The organism is Ureibacillus yapensis (assembly GCF_003515775.1).
GTDB classification, from domain to species: domain Bacteria; phylum Bacillota; class Bacilli; order Bacillales_A; family Planococcaceae; genus Ureibacillus; species Ureibacillus yapensis.
In genome coordinates this window covers 16,577-38,879 of the sequence record NZ_QWEI01000013.1, presented here as the reverse complement: position 1 = coordinate 38,879, position 22,303 = coordinate 16,577, and the positions used below count along the sequence as shown (strand labels likewise).

The 22,303-nt window shown below is 39.7% G+C and carries 15 protein-coding genes; 3 read left to right on the top strand and 12 right to left on the bottom strand.

The features are described from left to right. Nucleotides 1-29: 29 nt before the first annotated feature. Nucleotides 30-941 (top strand): TetR/AcrR family transcriptional regulator, encoded by a 912-nt coding sequence (locus D1B33_RS16805; protein WP_118877571.1) that lies wholly within the window; start codon nucleotides 30-32, stop codon nucleotides 939-941. A gap of 143 nt (nucleotides 942-1,084) precedes the next feature. Here the strand turns inward: D1B33_RS16805 and D1B33_RS16800 are convergent, their stop codons facing one another. The 7 genes from D1B33_RS16800 to D1B33_RS16770 all read right to left on the bottom strand — a co-directional run bounded on the left by D1B33_RS16800 (nucleotide 1,085) and on the right by D1B33_RS16770 (nucleotide 10,924). Further along, nucleotides 1,085-1,843, bottom strand: coding sequence for an ABC transporter ATP-binding protein (locus tag D1B33_RS16800; protein ID WP_118877570.1), 759 nt, complete (start codon nucleotides 1,841-1,843; stop codon nucleotides 1,085-1,087). Between the two features lie 4 nt (nucleotides 1,844-1,847). Continuing rightward, nucleotides 1,848-4,154 (bottom strand): ABC transporter permease, encoded by a 2,307-nt coding sequence (locus tag D1B33_RS16795; RefSeq protein ID WP_118877569.1) that lies wholly within the window; start codon nucleotides 4,152-4,154, stop codon nucleotides 1,848-1,850. 90 nt (nucleotides 4,155-4,244) lie between these two features. Further along, a complete protein-coding gene (locus D1B33_RS16790; protein ID WP_118877568.1) occupies nucleotides 4,245-4,886 on the bottom strand; it encodes a TetR/AcrR family transcriptional regulator in 642 nt (213 codons plus the stop codon). A 274-nt stretch (nucleotides 4,887-5,160) separates the two neighbouring features. Then, complete coding sequence (locus tag D1B33_RS16785) at nucleotides 5,161-6,240, bottom strand: acyltransferase family protein (RefSeq protein ID WP_118877567.1); 1,080 nt, start codon at nucleotides 6,238-6,240, stop codon at nucleotides 5,161-5,163. Between the two features lie 140 nt (nucleotides 6,241-6,380). Beyond that, nucleotides 6,381-7,481, bottom strand: coding sequence for an FAD-dependent oxidoreductase (locus D1B33_RS16780; RefSeq protein WP_233549519.1), 1,101 nt, complete (start codon nucleotides 7,479-7,481; stop codon nucleotides 6,381-6,383). Nucleotides 7,482-8,032: 551 nt separating this feature from the next. Next, the gene (locus tag D1B33_RS16775; protein ID WP_118877565.1) at nucleotides 8,033-8,620 is read right to left on the bottom strand and encodes a 50S ribosomal protein L25; all 588 of its coding nucleotides are present in this window, start codon (nucleotides 8,618-8,620) and stop codon (nucleotides 8,033-8,035) included. 231 nt (nucleotides 8,621-8,851) lie between these two features. Continuing rightward, nucleotides 8,852-10,924 (bottom strand): methyl-accepting chemotaxis protein, encoded by a 2,073-nt coding sequence (locus D1B33_RS16770; RefSeq protein ID WP_118877564.1) that lies wholly within the window; start codon nucleotides 10,922-10,924, stop codon nucleotides 8,852-8,854. Between the two features lie 511 nt (nucleotides 10,925-11,435). Here D1B33_RS16770 and D1B33_RS16765 point away from each other — a divergent pair. Further along, a complete protein-coding gene (locus tag D1B33_RS16765) occupies nucleotides 11,436-12,290 on the top strand; it encodes a malate synthase (protein ID WP_118877563.1) in 855 nt (284 codons plus the stop codon). Between the two features lie 366 nt (nucleotides 12,291-12,656). On the opposite strand, the gene D1B33_RS16760 is transcribed toward D1B33_RS16765, so the two are convergent. From D1B33_RS16760 to D1B33_RS16745, 4 genes are all read right to left on the bottom strand, one after another. Next, entirely contained in the window at nucleotides 12,657-15,302 is a 2,646-nt protein-coding gene (locus D1B33_RS16760; protein ID WP_118877562.1) for a cation-translocating P-type ATPase, read from the bottom strand. 330 nt (nucleotides 15,303-15,632) lie between these two features. Beyond that, nucleotides 15,633-17,447: a beta-glucuronidase gene (uidA, locus tag D1B33_RS16755; RefSeq protein WP_118877561.1), complete on the bottom strand. Its 1,815-nt coding sequence runs from the start codon at nucleotides 17,445-17,447 to the stop codon at nucleotides 15,633-15,635. Nucleotides 17,448-18,374: 927 nt separating this feature from the next. Next, a complete protein-coding gene (locus D1B33_RS16750; protein ID WP_118877560.1) occupies nucleotides 18,375-19,268 on the bottom strand; it encodes an SDR family oxidoreductase in 894 nt (297 codons plus the stop codon). Nucleotides 19,269-19,598: 330 nt separating this feature from the next. After that, on the bottom strand, nucleotides 19,599-19,949 hold the full coding sequence (locus D1B33_RS16745; RefSeq protein ID WP_158583012.1) for a YobA family protein: 351 nt from the start codon (nucleotides 19,947-19,949) through the stop codon (nucleotides 19,599-19,601). Nucleotides 19,950-20,032: 83 nt separating this feature from the next. Between D1B33_RS16745 and D1B33_RS16740 the strand changes: the two genes are divergently transcribed. Then, on the top strand, nucleotides 20,033-20,527 hold the full coding sequence (locus D1B33_RS16740; RefSeq protein ID WP_233549518.1) for a site-specific integrase: 495 nt from the start codon (nucleotides 20,033-20,035) through the stop codon (nucleotides 20,525-20,527). Between the two features lie 85 nt (nucleotides 20,528-20,612). Here the strand turns inward: D1B33_RS16740 and groL are convergent, their stop codons facing one another. After that, nucleotides 20,613-22,244, bottom strand: coding sequence for a chaperonin GroEL (gene groL, locus D1B33_RS16735; protein WP_118877557.1), 1,632 nt, complete (start codon nucleotides 22,242-22,244; stop codon nucleotides 20,613-20,615). Nucleotides 22,245-22,303: the final 59 nt, after the last annotated feature.

The following is a 22,303-nucleotide window of genomic DNA, read 5'->3' as shown; positions in this document are numbered from 1 at the left end:
CGTAAAATTACAAACAAACAGGTGAAAAGATGAATAAAAGAAAACGACAGATTATCCATGCTGCACGTCAACTCTTTTTAGACAAAGGTTTTAATGATACCTCTATTATTGACATTATTTCCGCAGCCAATGTATCAAAGGGAACATTCTATAACCACTTCGGTTCGAAAGTCCAGTGCCTGATCGCCATCTTGGACCAAGCAAGGGAAGAAATAATGAACAACCGGTATGAAGTGGCTTTCAATACAAAACCAGATGATAAAAATGTACTGCTAAAGCAAATTGCATTGGTTGCCTATATCCACCGAAAACATAATTTAATGCAAATTTTTGAAGCAGTAGGCAGCATGAAAGACGAAGAACTAAGGCAAGTGCTGGATAAGCATTTAATTGATGAAATTGAATGGCTAGCATCCAGAATGGTCGACGTCTATGGCGAACAAATGCGTGAATACTCCTATGAGTGCGCCGTACAAGCGATTGCCATGATGCAGCATTCCTATAGAGTGATTAGGATGATTACCAAACAATTGGCTACTCCTGAAGATGTGGTAAAAAACACTTTAAACCATGTGGAAGGAATATTGGCGCATCTACAGAAAACAGAAAGTGTTTTAATTACTTCGGATATTTTCCAGGCGCTTCACCATAAACGGGATGAAACGATGATCACAAGCAGCATGCTGGTTGATCAATTGCAAGGTTTTACAGAAAAACTAACACCCGATGTTGCCGAAAGCGGTGTCGAGTATGCAAATTACTTGCTCCAAGCGCTTCAAGCAGAGCATAAAAATATTTATGTATTGGAAGCGGTATTGCCTGCCTTTAACAGCTCATTTAAAGACACATCCCACGAAGCGGAAGCCCATGAAATTTCCATATTATTATGGCGATATTTGCAAATAGAAAAAGAACGAAAAAGTTCTTCCGCCAATGACTAAAACGTATGGGCAAGGCAGTAAAAGAAAGTCAGCTGGCGAGGCAACCCACTTCTACTATTGCCGAAATCACCTTTTATGGTAAGAACCACTTCTCAGTTGCGAGAAGTGGTTCTTTACAGTACGTGAAATTGCAGTGAAACAAATTATATGCCTATTTCCAACATTTTCGACGCCACTTTTTGGATTCTCTGATCAAAGTTCAGCCCGTCATACTTAGAAAGCCTCAACTCGTTCACGATTTGTCCATCTCGCATGAACAAAATCCGTTCCGTCCGCGCAGCAACTTTTGCATCGTGGGTGACAAGCAACATCGCTGTTCCCTCTGCGTTGATTTCAGTAAAAATGTCCATGATCTCATTGGCTGATTGTGAGTTGAGCGCCCCAGTCGGTTCGTCGCCGAAGAGTATTTCCGGACTGCTCATCAGCGCCCTGCAAATACCTGCTCGTTGAAGCTGGCCGCCCGATACTTGTGTAATATCCCGCGTTTCAAGTTCCGCAATGCCCACCCTCTTCATAAGCGTTCGTGCCTTTGCCACAATTTTGGCGGTGTTTTTTCTGTTGCTGCGCATCGCCGGCAAGATAATGTTGTCGAGGATATTCAGGTTTTTTAGCATGGTTGGCTGTTGAAAAACAAACCCCATTTTGGTTCTGCGTAAATCTGAAAGTTCACTCTCCGTAACGGTCGATAAATCCTTGCCGTTAAAAAGGACCTTCCCATCATCCACATGATCAATTCCGCTTAAAGCATACATCAACGTCGATTTCCCGGAGCCTGAGGGACCCATAACCGACACGAACTCGCCCTCATTTATTTCAACGGAAACTCCATTCAAAACATTGCGTTGCTCATCGCCCTCGCCAAAAGTTTTGACAATTCTATCACCGATAATAATCCTGTTCATATGACTACTCCTTTATATGTTCGGAAATTTTTATTTCCCCTGCGCGGGATGTGCCAATAATCGTTGCAATCAGTACTGCACAAACCATCAGGAGCGGGCTAAATAGATAAGCCTTGAGCGGGTTGACTTCAAAATGAAACGCCGTTGCCCCGAACGATGAGATGACCATGCCTGCAAGCATCTCTCCAAATGTGTTTGCCAAAAGCGTTCCTAGAGTAATTCCAATGAACAGAACAAATAGCGAACGTACAATATATTGCGTCGTGATATCCGAGTTTGTAAACCCAAAAACTTTCATGACAGCAATGGAATATCGATCCTTCGCAACGAGCAACTTCATAAAGAGCAGTGTCACCAACACCATAATTAACAGCGCGATGGCAACCGAAACGTAGGAGACCATCTCTATGGAATCAATTGTCGAGCCGAGGGTCTGCGAAACAAATTCATCAATGTCGGAAGTCTTCGCAAAATCAAATATGCTGGAATACTGTGAAACTTTCGAAGCAACAAGAGATTCATCCGAAAGCGCGACGCAAACGATGGTCCATATGGCATTTGCTGAATGGTCTGCGAAAACAGCCTTTGCGGTTTTTCCTCCATTGGTAACGTCAGAATAAATTCCGGTAATTGCAAGATTTTGCTCCTTCCCTTGAATTACGAGCGTAAGTACATCGCCGACCTTTTTGCCCATCTCGTCTGCATTGATTGTTGATAGCGCGATTTCATCATTTCGGCTAGGAGCTCTTCCTTCAGCATATTGAATTGGAAATGCCGTATGGTCTCCAAGTTCAACTTTTATATTTTCCTCTGACCCATTACCCGATTTGACTTTGAAAGTCTTTGTTGTCATCACGGCATAATTAACTACGTCTTCATCTCTTTCAATCGTCTTTGCGATTTCATCGGCTTTGTTGGGTTCACTTGTCTGGATGCGCAAGTCGTAATTTCCAATCCCCATGTACTGAATGAAGTTTTTGGAGGAAATCGTATTATAAAGGTTTTGCGGAACAATCATGATGAACGCCGAAATCACAAGCACTGCCAAGCTTGTAGCATAAAGCTTTTTCCTCGCAAGCACATCCTTGATGCCAAGAAAAATATTCGTGCCAAACAGACGATTGCTGCTTAGGGAGAACCCCTTAACACTCCGCTTCTTTTCCTGGGAAGCGCCAAAACGTATTGCCTCTGCAGCGGAAATCCTCCGAAATCTTCCCAGCACTCCGTTGACATAAACGATAATTGCAAAGAACACGAGCAGTATCCCGATCATTCCGAAGACATTGGCATAGGACGAATTTTCGCTTTCCCCCATATAAAGTCGTATATTTTCAAGAAGAACATCCTGGAACATCAGAGAAAGAATATAGCCAAAAATACTGCCGATTGCTGCAATGCTGGCGTATTTCACTAGATAGATTTTCTTTATATCGAATATGCGCATCCCTATTGCCTTCATAACGCCTATTTCACGGGTATCGCCCTCAATTTTGGCAAGGAGCGTAAAGCGGATGCACATAAATGCAACGGCAACGACCAACGCGCTTATTAAAAGGATAATTGCAATCATCATGCCATCCGAAACGGCATTCATCGTTTTGAAAAGTGTATAGGTCACGGTAGGTCCATTTGCTTCAAGGCCGGCGGAGGCATAAGCTGTTTCAAATTCACCGATCGCCGAGAAATCCTTTAGCCTAAATTCAATCAAATACTCGATACTGCCAAGGTTTTTTAGTTCCGCAAAATCATTGCTGCTTACGAGAAATCGCTTTGAAGCGGAGAGCGAAGAATTCATGGTCGAATCTCGCAGGAATCCGGCAACAACAAACTCCTCCCCGCTTATTACAGCCTTGTCCCCCACCTTTGCCGTGTTGTCCCTCATATAAGCAACCGGAACATAAATCTCTCCATCGGAAACTTGGATGATATTGCCGTTAAGATCAAGAAGATAATCGAATTTTTCGTTCTGTATGCTGAAGCCATTATCCTGCACGCTTCCCGCCAGCGAATGATTGCCCAAAACAATCTCCGCCCCGTCCATGCCGAGAAACTCAACAACCTGGTATTCATCTACATTAGGGTTTTGCTCAGCAAAGGCTCCAAGCCGCGCAATGTCAATATCGCCTGAATGCATTTGCATAAAGTGCGGGGTTTCGGCCTTTGTCATAAGCGTATCGAGTGCACCGGATAGGTTAACGACCAGGATTGCAGCAAGAGAAACAAGCATGGATGCTGCGGCAACGAATATCATTGTGGTAAGCGTGATTACTTTGCTCTTTAGCACGTCGTTACGGATTATTCTGAAAAACATACGTCACCTCTTCAGTTCCAAATTTTCCAATCGGCTTTCTATTAGACAAATGGCCAAAGACAACAATGTAAGCCTAGTTCCGCTTTGGTTTCATTTCTGATTTGTCCCTTTGTCGTTGTCAAACATTTGCATAGCGTTCATCAGACTTCCACTTTCTGCACCGAGAAGTTTTTCACCGTTGTATATGAGCGCTTGTATTCGTTTGGCTCGCTCATCGTCGGTCATTTCAACTAGATCATCATCGAAAACCGTATTCGCATAAGCAACGAGCATCTCCATACATTCGTACGGATACGGAGTATGAAACAGCCCATGTGCCATGCCCTCTTCGATGATTCCTGCCAATATGGGTGTCACACCGTTGACAATGACTTTTTGTATTTTTTGGTGCATCAGGGCGTTTTGCGGCTTATGAATATGTTCCATAATCTCCTGCCTGCTATCGCCGCTTAATTTCATCGAGACCACCACGCGGATAATCCGCTCGATTTCCGGAATACTTTTATTCTCTGCTATTTTCTGCGCCCGGCCCAAAAGGCGTTCACTATACCGGTTAATCAAAGCGTCCATTATATCTTCCTTGGACTTGAAATGATAATACAATGTCCCGCGCGCAATCCCGACCTTTTCCAGAATCTCGTTTGTACTGGTTCCGTCAAAACCCTTTTGAACAAAAAGTTCTTCCGCAGCATCCAGTATTTCGTTCCTGCGATCTTCTGCTTCTTTCCTCATTGGCACCCTCCTTTATAGACCGACTGCCTGTCGATTAAATTTATCATGCTATTTTTAACCATCCACCGAGATTGTGTTAAATTTTGTAAATATTTCTTAGTTTCATCATAGTTAATAGAAGTTGCCGAAAAAACCTCCCAGAGCCTAATTTCTTTCTAAGCCCTACGCCTTATTTAACCAGATAATATTCGAGGCAGAAGAAAAACGATTGCCCCATGTTGGCAATCGCTTTAAAAGAAAATGCTATATTCGATTATCTTTCCCCATCAAACACTCAACCTTTTAATCCAAATAATATGCGTAAAATACTAATCTTTCGAATCAAAAAATGATATAAAGACATAATGATAACAAAAGATACCGTCACCAGAAATATCAATTTCAGTGGGATTGACCAAGAAAAGTCACGAATCGTATAACCAACAAAAACAATAATTGGCTGATGAAGAACATAAAATGGCATGGACGCTTCACTTGTATAGTTCAGAAAATCATTCGCAAAGGCCAAATATCGGTCTGCCAAATAAAAAATAATCAATAGCCAACCCCAACAAGCCAAAACTTTTATCCCGTAAAACAAATACTCCGGCATGAAGTCAGGGTGAGGAAAACCCGCTATATAGATAATGGTTGCAATGACAGCAACCAGAATCGTGATCTTATAGATGGACCTCAATGTTGATCTAAAATTGGAAGCGGAGAAAAAATAATAGCCATATAGAAAGGTCATGAAATAAAATACTAAATCCCAACCGCCTAAAGACATGATATGAAGAATCCCCGTTAAAAATAAAACCAACGGCAACAGAATGAAATGAACTTTATTCAACTTGTCGCTGACAGGAATCCGTTTGAAAAGCGGCAATGAAATGAATGAAAAAACAAGCAAGACCAGCAAATACCAAAGATGCAATCCCGAAAATGCAAAATTCCCTTTTCCTCCTATATCCAAATACAGCCCATCAAAGTAATATGGGATAAATTCCAGAAAGGAACCCGAAAATCCCAGGTTCGTCACTCTTTCGATATACACTTGTGGAGGAGATAAGATAAAAATGCCGAATAAAAGAGGGAGTCCCAACCTCTTCAATCGTTCCTTAATAAACTGCAAAGAGCTGCGTTTCCTTAACGAATGAATGGTATTCATCCCGGAAATGGCAAAAAAAATGGGCATAATCCATATACCAACAAATAGTGAAAAAACCAATATCCAACTGGACTCGATGATATTATTTTTTACATGCCAGGGAAATGGATTGAAAAACATGGAACTGTGATATAGAAATACACCCAAGATGGCAATCACCCGTATCCAGTCCAAATCGTACTGCCGTTCATTTGACTTACTCCCCATACTGCACCCCTTATAATAGATAAATAGATACAAATATTACCATAAATAAGGATTGGATGTATATATACTCTTTCGTACTCTTAACGAAAAATTGACCGGAGAAACACTGTAAAAGATGTTTCCCTGGTCAATGGTTTACCCTATGCTTTTTCGAAGTGGCTTTTTTCTATGAATGCGGTTTCAGTTTGCTGTGTTGGTGCTTGTCGCGATAATTCTTGGAATTTATCGGTTACCGGTTTTCTCCGGGATTGATATAATTGCAGGGCTTCAGGGATGGAATCAGCCTCTTGCAAGCATTCTGCCAATACCCCGGCATCTTGTATTGCGCTGTTTGCACCCTGTCCTGTATGATGCTGCATCGCGTGTGCCGCGTCTCCAAGCAGGGCCACACAATTGGAATGCCATCGATCGATTGAATCAATATCGTAAACCGATCGGCATGTATACTCTTCTACCGTTAGAGCTGTCTTTTGGATTCCGTCTACAAAATTATCCACGAGTTTTACGATTTCTTCAGGGCTCACCACCGGCCTCCAAGATGCATCCGGTGATTGAATGGTCACATCGAAGGAAACCTGGTTTCGATGGTGCAGCGGCAAAACATAAATTTGCGCACGGCCATCTACGTAAACTTTCAATGTATTATCCGGCACCAGTTCAAACGCTTCTTTATTAGTGACCACCGCCCGGTAAGCATGGGTGCCTGAATAAATTGGTTTTGTATCGCTGAATAACTGGGAGCGAACCTCCGATCGAATGCCATCTGCCCCAATCACTAAATCAGCCTCAATCGAGCGGCCATTCTCAAAATGTACTTCAGCATAATTTCCGTGGTCAATGATTTTATCCAACCTGTGGCCTAAATGGATGGAGTCGGTTGGCAACTGGTTCAAAAATATCTCGATCAAGTCTGCCCGATGCACTAATCGCGCCCACTTTTCTTCCGGATTGTCCGTCAAAAGCGGCCATCTCTCCCTCACTAAAACATCGCCATTCGCCGCAACTACTTCCATATAGTCGCTTCTCGAACTCTTCCTTTCAATTTCGCCGTAAATTCCCCATTTTTTAAAGTAGTTGACCGTAGGAGGACGCATCCCAACACCTGCCCCAACTTCTTTAATCTCTGAAGCTTGCTCATAAAGATCTGCACGAATACCAATGCTTTTCAATGCGACTGCCGTAGCCGCACCCCCAATTCCCCCACCAATCACAGCAACTCTTAATTTAGAATTTGATTTCATCGACATATCCCCTTTGTCTTTTTTATTTTTCCAATCTTAGAGGCAGCAAGGTTGACCTAGCTCCCAATTTCCCCTCTCATGACAAACCTGGAATCCCTTTATCATGGTCTAAGCTATGTCTTTTTCCCTAAGGAGTTCTTAAATGGAATTCTATATAATAAATTTTGAAAAATCAATTATATAATTTTAATATTCTATATATTCAGAAAACGTATAAATCGCTTTTTTACTGCCTTTTTAGGCAAATCATATATAAGTTCCTTTTATAAAATAGTTCACGTTATCATTATTTTGATATACCATCTCTTGCATTCATCCTAATTAACGGCACTGAATATTTGTTCGTTGACCAAAAGATTAAAAAAAGTCTCTCGCCAGTTCGGTGAACTGATGAGAGACCTTCTTTAAATCAAAACTTTGTAAATATTTTTATTGACATAGTTTTGCGGTTTTTTTATAATTTTTACGGTAAAAGAGAATACATATCTGAAATATTTAGAGCTTAGATAGCTAAACGTCGCAGGTTTGACTCCTACATCATCGGCGACAATTTAAGCTTCAACTTCAGTAGTATCCTCTTCTTCCTCTACGACTTTCACATAGTCAATGATTACTATAGCTTCATCATCATCATGCTTAAAGGTGCAGTTGCTATACTCTTGCTTAATATCTGCTACTCGTACAGAATGGCCGATTTCGAAATCAGTGATATCAATTTCAATATAATCCGGGAGATCACTTGCTTTTGCTGTTACATCCAATTCGTGAAGAGTTTGTTTGGCAACGCCCCCAACTTTTTCGCCATTCGATGTTCCCTTTAGAACCACACTCACTTTTGCATCGATTTCAGTGTGCTGATCAACTTGAAGAAAATCTACATGAAGGATGTCCTTCGTTATACTGGTATTTTGGTAATCTCTTAACATTACATCTTTTGCTTCCCCATCAAGGTTTAAAGAGATAATCCCGTTTCTGCCAACGCCTTTCATCACTTTTAAAAAGTCTGCGTTTTTAATTGAAATAGATTTTGTATCAATATCACTTCCATAAACAACTGCTGGAATTTCCCCACTTTTCCTCAATTTTTTCAACGCTGACCTGTTCAGATCTTTTCTTTCTTCAGCTACTAGCGTATTCATTTTACTTCCACCTTTCTGATTCTATGTACATTTTTATAGAAAATGTCGAAAGACCATTAAAATAGCCTTCCTCCTCAAGTATATCTATTCCTATCTTTTATTTCACAGAAAACGCCTATCCAAATCATTTCTTCTATAGAAAAATTATAAACTGCACAAAAAAAAGACTTCCCAAAAGTTTGAGTAAACTAATTGAGAAGTCTTCTTTTTGTTTCTAGTGAACCTGGTTATCTATAGCTTAAAATGTCTTACTAATCCATTTAGTTCTTCTGCTAAATTTGCTAGATGAACCGATTTCCCGGCTACTTCTTCCATAATGCTGCTTATTTCTTGAGAAGATGCAGATGTTTGTTCAACACCAGCGGCTGATTCTTCGGAAACAGAAGCAATTTCTTGAATTGCTCCATTCATCTCCTGTGCATTTGCCGCAATTTCATCTAAGTTCTCAGCAATACTTGTAATACTATTAACCATTTCCGTTACAGCTTCACTAATGCTATGGAACGTTTCGCCAGTTGATTCAATCTGTGCTTTTCCTTGTTCCACTTCCTTATATCCACCTTGCAACGATTCCGATACAAGACCCGATTCTTTTTGAATGTTGCCTACTATATCAGTTATATTTGTTACAGAATCAGATACTTGTTCAGCAAGTTTTTTTACCTCATCTGCTACTACTGCGAAACCTTTTCCATGTTCTCCAGCCCTTGCCGCTTCGATTGCAGCATTTAAAGCTAGAAGATTGGTTTGATCGGCAACGTCCTTGATCACGGTTACCAATTTGGAAATTTCCTGTGATTGCTTATCCAGCCCTTGAATTTTATTGACGGAATCCCGAACAATTTCATCAATTTTCCCCATTTGAAGTATTGAATTTTTCATTAACTCTGACCCATCTTGCGTCATGTTTAAAATGTCTTTTGAATTTGTTTCAATACGGTTGCCATTTTCATTTGCTTCTTGAACCTTTTCTGCAAAATTATTCATGCCTGATGACAAATCACTCGCGCTATTGGCCTGAGTTTCAGAACCAGCTGCTAATTCCTGAATAGTAGAAGCTACTTGTTCCGAACCAATCTTTACTTCATTTGCGGATTGAGTCAATTCTTCACTTTGACTGCTTACAGTTTTGGAAACTCTATTGATTTGACTTACAATATCTCGCAAGTTCTTTTTCAATTGGTTTGCAGAGGTTACCAATTGCCCTATTTCATCTTTAGAGTTTGATTGCAATTCTCTTTGGCTTAGATCACCTAAAGCTAATTGCTCCATTATGTTTGTAACTTGTGGAATTTCTCTCAACATATGTTTTAACATGAAGAATACCAAGACAATAAGAATAAGACAGGCAATCGCAAAATATGTACTCATCATGTAGGTAAAAGTATTAAGACTGCTTAATGCTTCTTTTTGTGTGATAGATGTTCCGACTGACCAATTAGTTGTTGGAACTTGTGAATACCCGATATATTCTAAGCCATCATTTACTTTCGCTAATTCAAGCCCCTTTTCACCCTCAACCATTTTCTGACCCACATTTCCTATTTCACCAGAAAGCGATTGCAGTTTTTGTTCCAGTATTAACTCACTGTTTGGATGATAAAGTATGGTTCCATCGTTGGAAAGCAGGAATGAGTATCCGTTTTCACCCATTTTATAAGATTGCATCAATTCAGGCAGTTCATCTAAAAATATATCGATTGCAACGATGCCAATCGTATTGCCATCCTCTTTAATTGGTTTCATGGCACTTAAAATTATTTTTCCAAATACTTCATCCATATAGGGCTCAGTAAAATATACGTCATCTTCATTTAAGGCTGGTTCATACCAAGGTCTGCTTTTTATATCGAAGCTTGGATCCGATACAACGTTATTGCTTCCAACCAGAAAGTTGGATTTATTGCTGGCAACCCAGGCCATTGCAACAGATTCGTCTGTTTTCACAATTTCGTCAAGAGCTTCTGAAACCCCGATATAATAGGAATTTGCCGTTGCTTCATCCCTTGAATCAGCTGTATTCAAGTATTTTAGAATTTCCTGGTTTGTTGCAATTTGCCTTACAATTGTTGCTTTATTTGCAAACATACTGTTAACTTGATCAGCAATCGCGTCACTCTTTGTCGATACATTTTCTTCTACACTTTCAACTAATAAAGATTTCGTATAAGAGTTAATTAGAAACCCGGTAATTGAAAATACAACAATGATAGCTATAAAAAGAGCAAAAGCAACTTTTGTGGAAATACTTTTTCTTATCAAAGAAAACAAGTTTGACTTCATTTTATCACCTTTTTTTACCATATCTTTATTCCTTCCTATCTATATACTAAGCCCTATTTTTTATCGGCTTTCTGCATGATTTCCTTAACGCTATTTTCTATAAAAGTTTTACAGCAATAACAAATAGCACCTAATAATGTCTTCCTAGTAGGAAAAAAGGATAAAAAAGAGGCTTCCCAAGTTTTCTAACTATGAGAAGCCTCTATATAAGCAAAGATTGGCCAATTCCTGTTGTTCTTGCCGCCTATGCAATTACTCTAACATGTGGACAAAAAATCTGAGGAAATAAAAAATTTTAATTCTACACCACCATAATGTGGGTTGTCAATAAAGAATTTGCGATTTTTCTGAAAATATGTTACAATATTTTTACAATAACTTTTTAAATCGTATTTCAAATTCTTATGTATTTTTTGCAGATAGAAGAGGAATGCGTTTTTTTATTTTCTTACCCATAGAACCAACAAGAAAGATGGTGAAAACAGCAGTCTGAATTCACCAAGTTTGAGGATTATAAGGAGGAGAAAACATAATGAATCTAATTGATAAAGAAGTAACACATAAGCGTTTTGGCAAGGGCAGTGTTGTTAAACATAATGAGTCTTTCATAGAAATACATTTCGCTACGGAAAATAAAAAGTTTGTTTTTCCCGATGCATTTGAAAAACATCTAAAGCTGCACGACCAAAGTGCTGCCAATTCACTTGAGAAGGTGATACAGCAGAAGGAATTGGAACGTGAGAAGATCGAACAGGAGAAGGAAGAAGAGAAGGAACGACACCGTAAAGAACAGCAACTTCGCTTAGAACATGAAAAACTTATGAAAAATCATAAACTTCATCCTGAATCACAAATGGTTTTTTGGTGTGACGCCGAAGAACAGGGTATGGCTTTTACAGAATGGAAGGTCTTTACTGGGTTAATAAAGAGCGGCAATAACAAAGGAAAGCCAAACAAGCCTTCCCGTTTATACCAAAATAGTGTTTGCCTTTTAACAGCAAGGGATTCCGGTATGCCTGAAAAAGACAGACGGATCTTGGGTGCTTATATGGTAAACGAAGGTTTTATCGGTAAGTTTTGTGAAGATGGATATATTCCTGCCCATCCAGAATACCGACTGCAGCTTACAGAACAGGAATCGGATAAGATGCTTTTCTGGAAATATTATTTAAATGAAAAAACTCCTGGCAAAATGACTTGGAATACAGGGAAATCCCGTTATTTTGATAATGTCTGGATGGCTCAAATTTTACGTGATATCGTTTCTTTGAAGAAGGATACAGAGGAACAAGAACTGGCACATAACTTTTTTGAACATTTTTGCAAAATGAATCAAATTATGAAAGATGAGTTGCCGGAACCTAATGGCGCGTTAATGCTTCAATAGGTTTTCTTCCTGAATGATTTGAATCTCACGTGCATATTTAGAATACAATATCTACAAATCCCGACAATTTGCAGATTAAAAAGAGGTCACGAGAATTTATCCCGTGACCTTTAATGCCTTTATATCAATGTTTGGAAGCGAAGCAACGGAAAATCGGACTAAAACCGTCACATCCTTGTGGCATTTCTGCTAAGCCTAAGCCACTACATCCACGTGGAATCTTCATTAAATCATCAAAATGTCTATCTCCGCCATAACAAAAAGAAATGGAAAAAGAAGCTTCCCAAAAGTTTGCACAACTAATGAGAAGCCTCCCTCCATGATATTCCACTATGTTAGCCTATTGCTAGTCCTTCATTATATATATTATTCAGAGTCCAATGCTTTAAGAATGATTTTAATGATCTCCATTAATATTACTGCTGCTAGTGCAAGTCCACCTGCAACCAAGAAATCACCAAAACCAAATTCGGCAGGAATGCCAAAGATCTCTCGCGTAAATGGCAATACGGTAAATCCGTAAAACACAAAACCTAATAATACGGCGATGATTACCTGCTTATTGCTGAAGAAGCCAGCACCTATAGCTGTTTGTGTATTGGAGCGTGCAGCAAATGTTTGCAGGGTTCTTGATAAAATTAAAGTCGTAAAGGCCATCGCTACTCCCATTTCATTTGAATGTTCCAAACCGATATAAAAAGAAATGATGACGGCAATACCAATCAACGCACCACGAACGACAATAGCTTGTAAGGTACCACCAGCAAAAAGTCCTTCATTGGGGTCACGCGGTTTCCGCTTCATCACATTTGGTTCCTGTTTTTCCGTACCCAGTGCTATGGCAGGGATTGAGTCATTTACCAGGTTGATAAATAGCAACTGGATCGCGGTGAAAGGATTTGGCAAACTAAATAGCACTGCATAAAGAATCGCAATGATTGCACCTAAATTACCTGCAAACAAATAACCTATTGCCTTTTTAATATTATCATAGACAGTTCTGCCCACACCTACAGCCTTCACGATGGATGCGAAATTATCATCTGTTAAAATCATCGCTGCGGCATCTTTGGAAACATCCGTTCCGCTTCCCATCGCAACACCAATATCTGCTTGCTTTAATGCCGGTGCATCATTTACACCATCACCAGTCATCGCCGTAGTTTTATCTTTTCTTTGCCATGCACGGACAATGCGAATCTTATTCTCCGGTGAAACTCGGGCATAAACAGAAATATGTTCCAGCTTTTCATCCAGCTCATCATCTGTCATGGCATCTAATTCTTGCCCAGATAGAGCATAGTCCCCGTCCTCAATTATACCGATATCGCGTCCAATGGCTTGAGCGGTCGTCTTATGGTCACCGGTAATCATGACAGTCTTAATCCCGGCACTTTTTGCATCTTTAATAGCATCATAGACTTCTTCACGAGGAGGATCAATCATAGCAGTCAGACCGACTAATACAAGATGATTTTCATCATTTTCATCAATTGTTGTTTGATCTTGAGGTAATTTTCGATAGCCGTATGCCAAAACGCGTAAAGCTTGATTCGAGAAATCTTCATTTGCTTTCACAAATTGCGCCAATCTTTCTTCTGTTAGCGGCTCTTCTTTTCCGTCAATCAAAACATAATCAGCGCGGCCGAACATAACATCTGGGCCGCCTTTTGTTAACATCATCCGCTTGTTATTGATTGTATGGACAGTAGACATCAATTTCCGGTCGGAATCAAATGGCAGCTCCGCTTCACGTAAATACGTTTTACGAATTTCCTCATAATCTTTATTATTTTTGTTAGCGAATTGAATCAATGCGACTTCTGTAGGGTCGCCGATTTCTTGGCCATCGTTGTTAATATAGGAATCATTGCATAACGCTGCTACGTTTACGAGCATTTGTTGTGACAGATTCCATTGATTTGGATCCTGATCAAACGTTTTGCCAGCAGAACCCGGAATATAATAATCCGTAACGGTCATCTTGTTTTGCGTTAAGGTACCTGTTTTATCTGTCGCAATGACAGTGGCAGATCCTAAGGTTTCAACCGCAGGAAGTTTTCGGATGATCGCGTTTTGTTTTGCCATTTTGTTTGTACCTACAGATAGAACGATGGTTACAATGGCAGATAATGCTTCTGGAATTGCCGCTACAGCTACAGCTACAGCAAACATTAACGCATCGAGCATGGCTGTGCCTGTGTCTACCACATCATCTCCTAACCAAATGCGACCGGCTTGCAGCGCGAAGATGAAGACACATAGAATGAGAATAGCGATTCCTAATTTTTTACTAAATGCATCCAGTTTACGCTGCAATGGTGTTTGTTTTGCTTCTGCCGTAGCCAGCAAATCGGCAATTTTACCAATTTCGGTTTTTTCCGATGTACCGGTAACAACAAACATACCATGGCCATAAACAACAACCGAACCGCTGAATAGCATGTTCTTCCGATCCCCTAAAGCTGCCTTTTCCGGAATCGGCTTCGTATGTTTTTCAACAGACTCTGATTCCCCGGTCAACATTCCTTCGTTTACCTTTAAAGAAGCACTTTCTAGAATCCGCCCATCTGCAGGGACATAATTTCCTGCTTCTAATAGAACAATATCACCTTGAACAAGTTCTCGTGCCGGTATGGTCTGTTTCGTGCCATTTCGGATAACTATCGCTGAAGGCGCCGACATATTCTTTAATGCTTCCAATGAACCTTCCGCTTTTTTTGTTTGTACTACAGAAATAACGGCATTCAATAGTAATACAAGCAAAATGATCAACGATTCTACGACTTCACCTAGAACAACTTGTACAGCTGCAGCAATTAAAAGAACAATGACCATCGGATCTTTAAATGATTCCAGGAACAGCTTCCATGTCGGGACTTTTTCTTTATCCTTGATTTCATTATAGCCATCTTTATCTAAGCGGCTTTTGGCCTCTTCTTGCGTAAGACCATCCTTCGCAGAGTCAACTGATTCTAGTACTTCTTCTATACTCTTTTGGTAAAAGTCCATTTTATCGCTCCTCTTCAAACCTTTATAGATGGAAAGCCATAAAAAAGCGAGACCTGTTGCCTAAAAGGCAAAGGTCTCGCTTAGCAATTTCCTGCCAATAAAGCCGGTGATATGGTAGTTCACGTATTGACGACTTTATTGTAGAATAGAAAAATCCATTCCAAAGCTACTCCCCTTTGACAATGGTCAAAGATAATTCATGTAATTACTGTAACCCATTTCACTAGGTCTTAAACTTTTCATGAAAATTGATGCTGGAGATAACAAAAAAGCGCAGATATACGGATTCCCTATCTCCATCTTTTTGAGCATCTTTACAGTAGTTGACAATTATTTCTTATATCCAAGGTTTGGAATGTTGGTCCAACGATCGCTTAAATAACGTACAACCATTTTGGGTTCTCTTTCTCTAGTGAAAATGCCTTTTTTGTTCCCTTGAACACGCACAATGCCAAACTTTGTTTGGAAATCAGCAAAATTCCATAATTGCTCGCCGACAAAGTTAGGAATTTCATCAAATACTTTACTATTCAAGCGATAATAATCTTCTTGATATTCTTCAGAGAATGGTTCACCGTATGCACTATGAAATCCAGCTACCGTATCAGCACCATATTCCGTATACATAATAGGTTTATCTGGATATTTTTCTTGCCATTGTACAAGTTCTTGACGAGTCTTTTCTTCTGCCGTTTTTAAATCACCTGTTTGTACATACCAGCCATAATAGCGGTTTAAGGCAATGACATCAACTAAATCTGTACATTTGTCAGCGTTTGGCGTTGCGAACATAATATTTACATACGTGCATGGACGTTTTTGCGGATCCAGTTCACGAGTCAAACTAAATAAAGGTTCAAAATATTCATAAGAACCTTGTGCAAAAGTCGCAGCCTCATTGGCAATCGACCACATTACCACGCAGGCATGGTTTTTATCACGATCAATTAATTCGCGGATAACCTGTTGGTGAGCTTCAGTCGTGTTCATTTTTTCCCAAGTATCATCTTCTATTTGGTCACCCGTTTCTAATGCAGACACATCGAAGTTAAATGCGGCGAACAATCCAACGGCTGGTGTTTCATCAATCACGACAATTCCTTCACGGTCGCATAAACGCATCATTTCTTCTGAATATGGATAGTGAGACGTACGGAATGAGTTCGCCCCCATTTGTTTCATCAAATTGATATCGAGTACATTATAAGCTTCGTTCAAGCCACGACCGTTCACATAAGCATCTTCATGTTTACCAAAGCCTTTAAAATAGAACGGTTCACCGTTAATCAAAAATTTGCCGCTCTTTACTTCAACCTTGCGGACACCGAATGACTCTTCATAAACATCAATACTTTCCCCACTTTTCATGCCTTCCACTTTTGCTTTATAAAGGTAAGCGTTCAGTGGCTGCCACAACTGAACATTTTCAATAGCCACGTTCACATCTGTACCTGAAGTTTGAGCCACTTGCAGACCTTTTTCGTCAAAAATCGTTATGCGTACTTCATCGAAATTTCCTGTTGCTTTTACAGAAATTTGTACATTCGCCTTTTTAGACACTAAATCTACTTCAGGTACGATAACAATATCCTCGATGTAGTCACGCGGAGTAGAATAAATTTTGACTGGACGATGCAAGCCAGCATAGTTAAAGAAGTCAAAATTTTCGTCCACTTTATGAATAATGCGGCCATTTTGACCTTTCTTTTCACTATAGTTACCAACTGGTAAAGTCGTATAATCCAACAGATTGCTCAAACGAACCGTTAAACGGTTTGCACCTTCTAGTAAAAAGTCATTGATTTCTACTTCAAACGGAGTGAATCCGCCTTTATGATAAGTGATTTCTTTGCCGTTTAAGTACACCCACGCTTCATGAGTAGCAGAACCAAAACGTAAGACTAATCTTTCATTACGTAATGCTTTGGCAATACTAAATTCTCTTTCATACCAAATATAACCGCTATGCTCGCGGATATCCTTTATCACCGTCTGATCATTAAATGAAGCAGGAACAGCCATTACTTGATTCGTTGGCAGTGCTTGTGACACCTCAATTGGTTCCACTTCTTTATCAATCATAAATTTCCAAACTCCACTTAAATCTACAACAACACGGCTTTCCGTAGCAGTTGGATATAACATAAACTCTCTCCTCCATTCAAGTTGTATAGCTTATTGTCATATTAGTTGTACTTTTCATCCTACATCTCACAAATAATTATCCTTTTTAAGCTTCCATTTTCACAGGATATAATCTCCTTTTAGATTATCTAATATTCAATGAGAAAGTCTTTTAGCAGGAAAGTTCATTTTCATAAATTCTAAATGGAAGGGTTCTAAATTCATTTTGGTAAATTCTCAGCCTATTTCCTCTAGTACCCCAAAAAACGGTCATATAATATCACTAACTAAAATAACAATCGAGGAAAATAAATATATTATTGAAAACCGTTACCAATGCCAAAATAAACGGATCCATGCCATAACAAAAGGGAATCAAATAGAGGTAAATAGCTTAATAGATTCTAGGAGGTGTGGGATTAAAGGAGATTCAGCAGCGTTAAGGCATTACAGACATAAATACAATAATGAATATTTAACGCTTGGATGACCGCCAAAATGGAAGAAAAGGCCTCCCATCAGTTCATTAAACTGACGAAAGACCTTCTCTGATAAGATGGTTTTTGTGAAAAAAGTGAGCATATTTTGCTTACTGCAAAAGTATGAACATTTATCATTCTTCCACTAAAAACCCCCATATATCAAAGGATTTTAAGGAGTGGCATTTTAGGCTACCCCCTAAAAACCACCCGTCATAACTTTGTGTATCACTATTATAAACAACTTGATGAATTTTTTGCATCACTTATTGTAAAATTCAACTCCCCTAGAGGAAGAATAAAGACGCTTATTCAACAATCGCGCCCGATTGTTGAAAACTATTATTAATGAAAAGCAATTAGAAGCCTGCTGCATTTGGATACTAGTCACTAACTGCAGCAGGCAAATTAAAATTTATTGGGTTTTTCATTAACATGATGCGAGTGAGAACCTGAGTCTCACTTTAGATTACAAGTCGATTGACTCTCCACCTGTCACCCCATAAATCTGACCCGTGATATAGCTCCCTTCATCAGAGGCTAGAAGAACATACACCGGCGCAAGCTCTACTGGCTGTCCCGCACGGCCAAGAGGAGAGTTTTGGCCAAACTCAGGGATTTGTCCATCCAATTGTCCGTTATCTAACTGCAAAGGTGTCCAAATTGGTCCTGGCGCAACCCCGTTAACACGCACCCCCTTAGAAGCAAAGTATGAGGAGAGGTTGATCGTAAAGTTGCTTATTGCACCTTTTGTAGCGGCATAATCCATTAAAAATGTGGATGGATTGAAAGATTGAACCGATGTGGTAGTAATTATTGCACTTCCCGGTTCCAAATGTTCTTCGGCAGCTTTTACGGTCTCAAACATGCTAATGACATTTACTTTGAAGGTATCCTGCACTTGGTTGATTGTTAAATCACTAGGAGTCGGCTGTGCAATTTGTTGCGCAGCATTCAATACTAGCGTGTCTAAAAAGCCAAAAGCTTCCACAGTTTTTGCAACAATCTCTGTCGCTGCGCCATCTTCCCGCAAGTCATATGGCAGCAACAACGCTTTTCTGCCCGCTTTTTCAATTAGTTCTTTGACTTCGTTTGCATCTTCTTCTTCACCAGGGAAGAATTGGATAGCCACATTTGCCCCTTCCCGCGCATAGGCAATGGCGGCGGCACGCCCAATTCCAGAATCGCCACCGGTAATTAAGGCATTGCGCCCCTCCAGTCGATTGTATCCTTTATATGATTCTTCCCCGCAGTCAGGTTCAGGGTGCATTTCATTCTCTAGCGCTGGAGTGTTCTGCTCTTGATCGGGGAATTTTGCTGTATAAAATTTCTTGCGTGGATCTGTTAGATGTGGATTTCTCATCAAAATCATCTCCTATCTTATTTTTAATGCCAAAGAATAAAAAGTTAAGAAATGCTTTTTACACACTTTGTAAGCTGTCACAAATTAACCTCTGATACATTTTCCCCTTATGATGTTACTTCAAACAACATTAGATCTTTTACCCTTTTCAAAGCCATAAATATAACGAATCTAGCCCTAAAATCGAAGAAGGCACAATTCTTTTTCAAGAATTGCGCCCGATTGTTGAAGATCAAGATAGTGTTTACTACTTTTTGCTTGTTTACTAAAGCCTCATTTAGTTTAAATGTAAATCTTCACAATCTGGAAAAAATGGATGGAAAATAAAACTTAGAGTATCTCTATTTTTGTTACATTGCCAGAACCAGGCAATGAAGAATCCATTGTGTCATACCATACATTAACTTTCATACCTACTTTAAGGTCTTGACCCAGTTCTTCTTGGTTAATTGTAAACCAAGCCCCATCTTCATATTTTTTAATAATTTCTTGTGTAGTTAAATTGGTTATATCCTCCGGTGTTGCCCCAGCAACAACTAGTATTCTTGCTTCTTCCTTTGCAACTATCATTCCGATAGTTAAAGAATTGTTCTCGATGTTAGTCGATACACTGTTTTGTTGACAACTAAGTAATCCAATTGATATAAGTGTCAAAAACAAAATTAAACTAATTTTTTTCAATAACATCTCTCCTTTTATAATCAGGCAAGACAGGTATTAGGGTTGGAGAACTCGTTGCACTCAAGTGGAAAGATATTGATTTTGTGAATCAGACAATCAGTATTACAAAAACGTATTATAATCCCAACAATAATACGGTAAAATTTCTTTTAGTAACGCCTAAAACGAAAAAATCCCGACGAAAAGTTGTTGTGGATGAAGATGTGATTCAAGCTTTAAAAATGCACAATGAAGAGCAAGAGAAAATCATTCAGCAATTTGGTAATGATTACAACAATCAGGACTTCATCTTTGCAAAAACTGAACGACAGCCGGGTTATCCGATTGTTATCAAAATGGTACAACTAAGAATGGCAAGACTGCTAACACTGGCAAATTTAAACACTGAATTAACCCCACACTCTTTACGACATACACATACATCACTTCTTGCAGAAGCTGGTGTAGCACTAGAACAAATTATGGATAGACTTGGTCATTCAGATGATCAAATCACCAAGAATGTCTATCTCCACGTTACAAAAGAAATGAAAAAAGAAGCTTCCCAAAAGTTTTCACAACTCATGAGAAGCCTCTAAAATTATCCTCTATGTTAGCAAAATGTTAGCAAATCACTTTCACCTTACATACAAACCCTTATATATCAAGGGATTGACGGCTTTATTACATCATGCCGCCCATTCCGCCCATGTCAGGCATTCCGCCGCCTGCTCCAGCTGGTTCTGGGATGTCTGCTACTACTGCTTCAGTTGTTAAGAATAATGCAGCTACAGATGCAGCGTTTTGAAGTGCTGAACGCGTTACTTTCGCTGGGTCTACAACACCTGCTTCAATCATGTTTACCCATTCGCCATTTGCAGCGTTGTAACCTACGCCAATTTCTTCGCGTTTTAAACGGTCTACGATAATTGAACCTTCAAGACCAGCATTGTTAGCAATTTGACGAACTGGTTCTTCAAGAGCACGCAATACGATGCGTACACCAGTAGCTACGTCGCCTTCTACTTCTTCTAGAATTTTTTCAACTGCACCATATACGTTTAGAAGCGCCGTACCACCACCGGATACAATTCCTTCTTCAACAGCAGCGCGTGTTGAGTTCAATGCGTCTTCGATGCGAAGTTTGCGTTCTTTTAATTCAGTTTCAGTTGCAGCACCAACTTTGATTACTGCTACACCGCCTGCTAACTTCGCAAGGCGTTCTTGTAATTTTTCTTTATCAAACTCAGAAGTCGTTTCTGCAATTTGAGAACGGATTTGGTTCACGCGAACTTCGATTTCTTCGCTGTTTCCTGCACCTTCAACGATTGTCGTGTTGTCTTTTGAAACAACAACTTTACCAGCACGGCCTAATGAAGATACATCCGCTGTTTTTAATTCCAAACCAAGGTCTGAAGTAATGACTTGGCCACCAGTTAATACAGCAATATCTTCAAGCATCGCTTTACGGCGGTCACCGAAGCCTGGCGCTTTAACAGCTACAACATTGAATGTACCGCGTAATTTGTTCAAGATTAATGTTGTAAGAGCTTCCCCTTCAATATCTTCCGCAATGATTAATAGCGGACGGCTTTGTTGAACCACTTGTTCAAGCAATGGCAAGATTTCTTGAATGTTTGAAATCTTTTTATCCGTTACTAAGATATAAGGGTTGTCTAATACAGCTTCCATTTTGTCAGTATCTGTTACCATGTAGTGGGAAACATATCCACGGTCGAATTGCATACCTTCTACTACGTCCAATTCAGTAGTGAAACCTTTTGATTCTTCGATTGTGATAACACCATCAGTGCCAACGCGTTCCATAGCGTCCGCGATAAAATCGCCCACTTCTTCATCTGCAGCAGAAATAGCGGCAACTTGAGCGATTGATTCTTTGTTTTCTACCGGGCGTGAAATCGATTGTAATTCTCCCAAAGCTGCAGCTACCGCTTTGTCGATCCCTCTGCGGATTCCCACTGGGTTCGCTCCGGCAGTTACGTTTTTAAGACCTTCGCGAATCATTGCTTGTGCCAATACCGTTGCAGTTGTTGTACCATCACCAGCGATTTCGTTTGTTTTGGAAGCAACTTCTGCTACTAATTTTGCACCCATGTTTTCGTATGGGTTTTCCAATTCGATTTCTTTCGCGATTGTTACACCATCATTTGTGATTAAAGGAGAACCGAATTTTTTCTCCAATACGACGTTGCGTCCTTTTGGCCCTAATGTTACTTTTACTGCATCCGCTAATTTATCTACACCTTGAAGCATTAAAGAACGTGCTTCTTCAGAGAACTTAATATCTTTTGCCATTTTGTCTACCTCCAAATTTTTAATTCTATTCAAAATCAAAAGTAGCTAAGGGAGCGCTT

Coding starts and splice junctions, on each gene's coding strand:
- D1B33_RS16770 (WP_118877564.1), bottom strand. CDS start 10,924: ATGGTAAAAAAAGGTGATAAAATGAAGTCAAACTTGTTTTCTTTGATA.
- D1B33_RS16780 (WP_233549519.1), bottom strand. CDS start 7,481: ATGAAATCAAATTCTAAATTAAGAGTTGCTGTGATTGGTGGGGGAATT.
- D1B33_RS16790 (WP_118877568.1), bottom strand. CDS start 4,886: ATGAGGAAAGAAGCAGAAGATCGCAGGAACGAAATACTGGATGCTGCG.
- D1B33_RS16795 (WP_118877569.1), bottom strand. CDS start 4,154: ATGTTTTTCAGAATAATCCGTAACGACGTGCTAAAGAGCAAAGTAATC.
- uidA (WP_118877561.1), bottom strand. CDS start 17,447: ATGTTATATCCAACTGCTACGGAAAGCCGTGTTGTTGTAGATTTAAGT.
- D1B33_RS16760 (WP_118877562.1), bottom strand. CDS start 15,302: ATGGACTTTTACCAAAAGAGTATAGAAGAAGTACTAGAATCAGTTGAC.
- D1B33_RS16765 (WP_118877563.1), top strand. CDS start 11,436: ATGAATCTAATTGATAAAGAAGTAACACATAAGCGTTTTGGCAAGGGC.
- D1B33_RS16785 (WP_118877567.1), bottom strand. CDS start 6,240: ATGGGGAGTAAGTCAAATGAACGGCAGTACGATTTGGACTGGATACGG.
- D1B33_RS16750 (WP_118877560.1), bottom strand. CDS start 19,268: ATGAGAAATCCACATCTAACAGATCCACGCAAGAAATTTTATACAGCA.
- D1B33_RS16800 (WP_118877570.1), bottom strand. CDS start 1,843: ATGAACAGGATTATTATCGGTGATAGAATTGTCAAAACTTTTGGCGAG.
- D1B33_RS16805 (WP_118877571.1), top strand. CDS start 30: ATGAATAAAAGAAAACGACAGATTATCCATGCTGCACGTCAACTCTTT.
- groL (WP_118877557.1), bottom strand. CDS start 22,244: ATGGCAAAAGATATTAAGTTCTCTGAAGAAGCACGTTCTTTAATGCTT.
- D1B33_RS16775 (WP_118877565.1), bottom strand. CDS start 8,620: ATGAATACGCTAGTAGCTGAAGAAAGAAAAGATCTGAACAGGTCAGCG.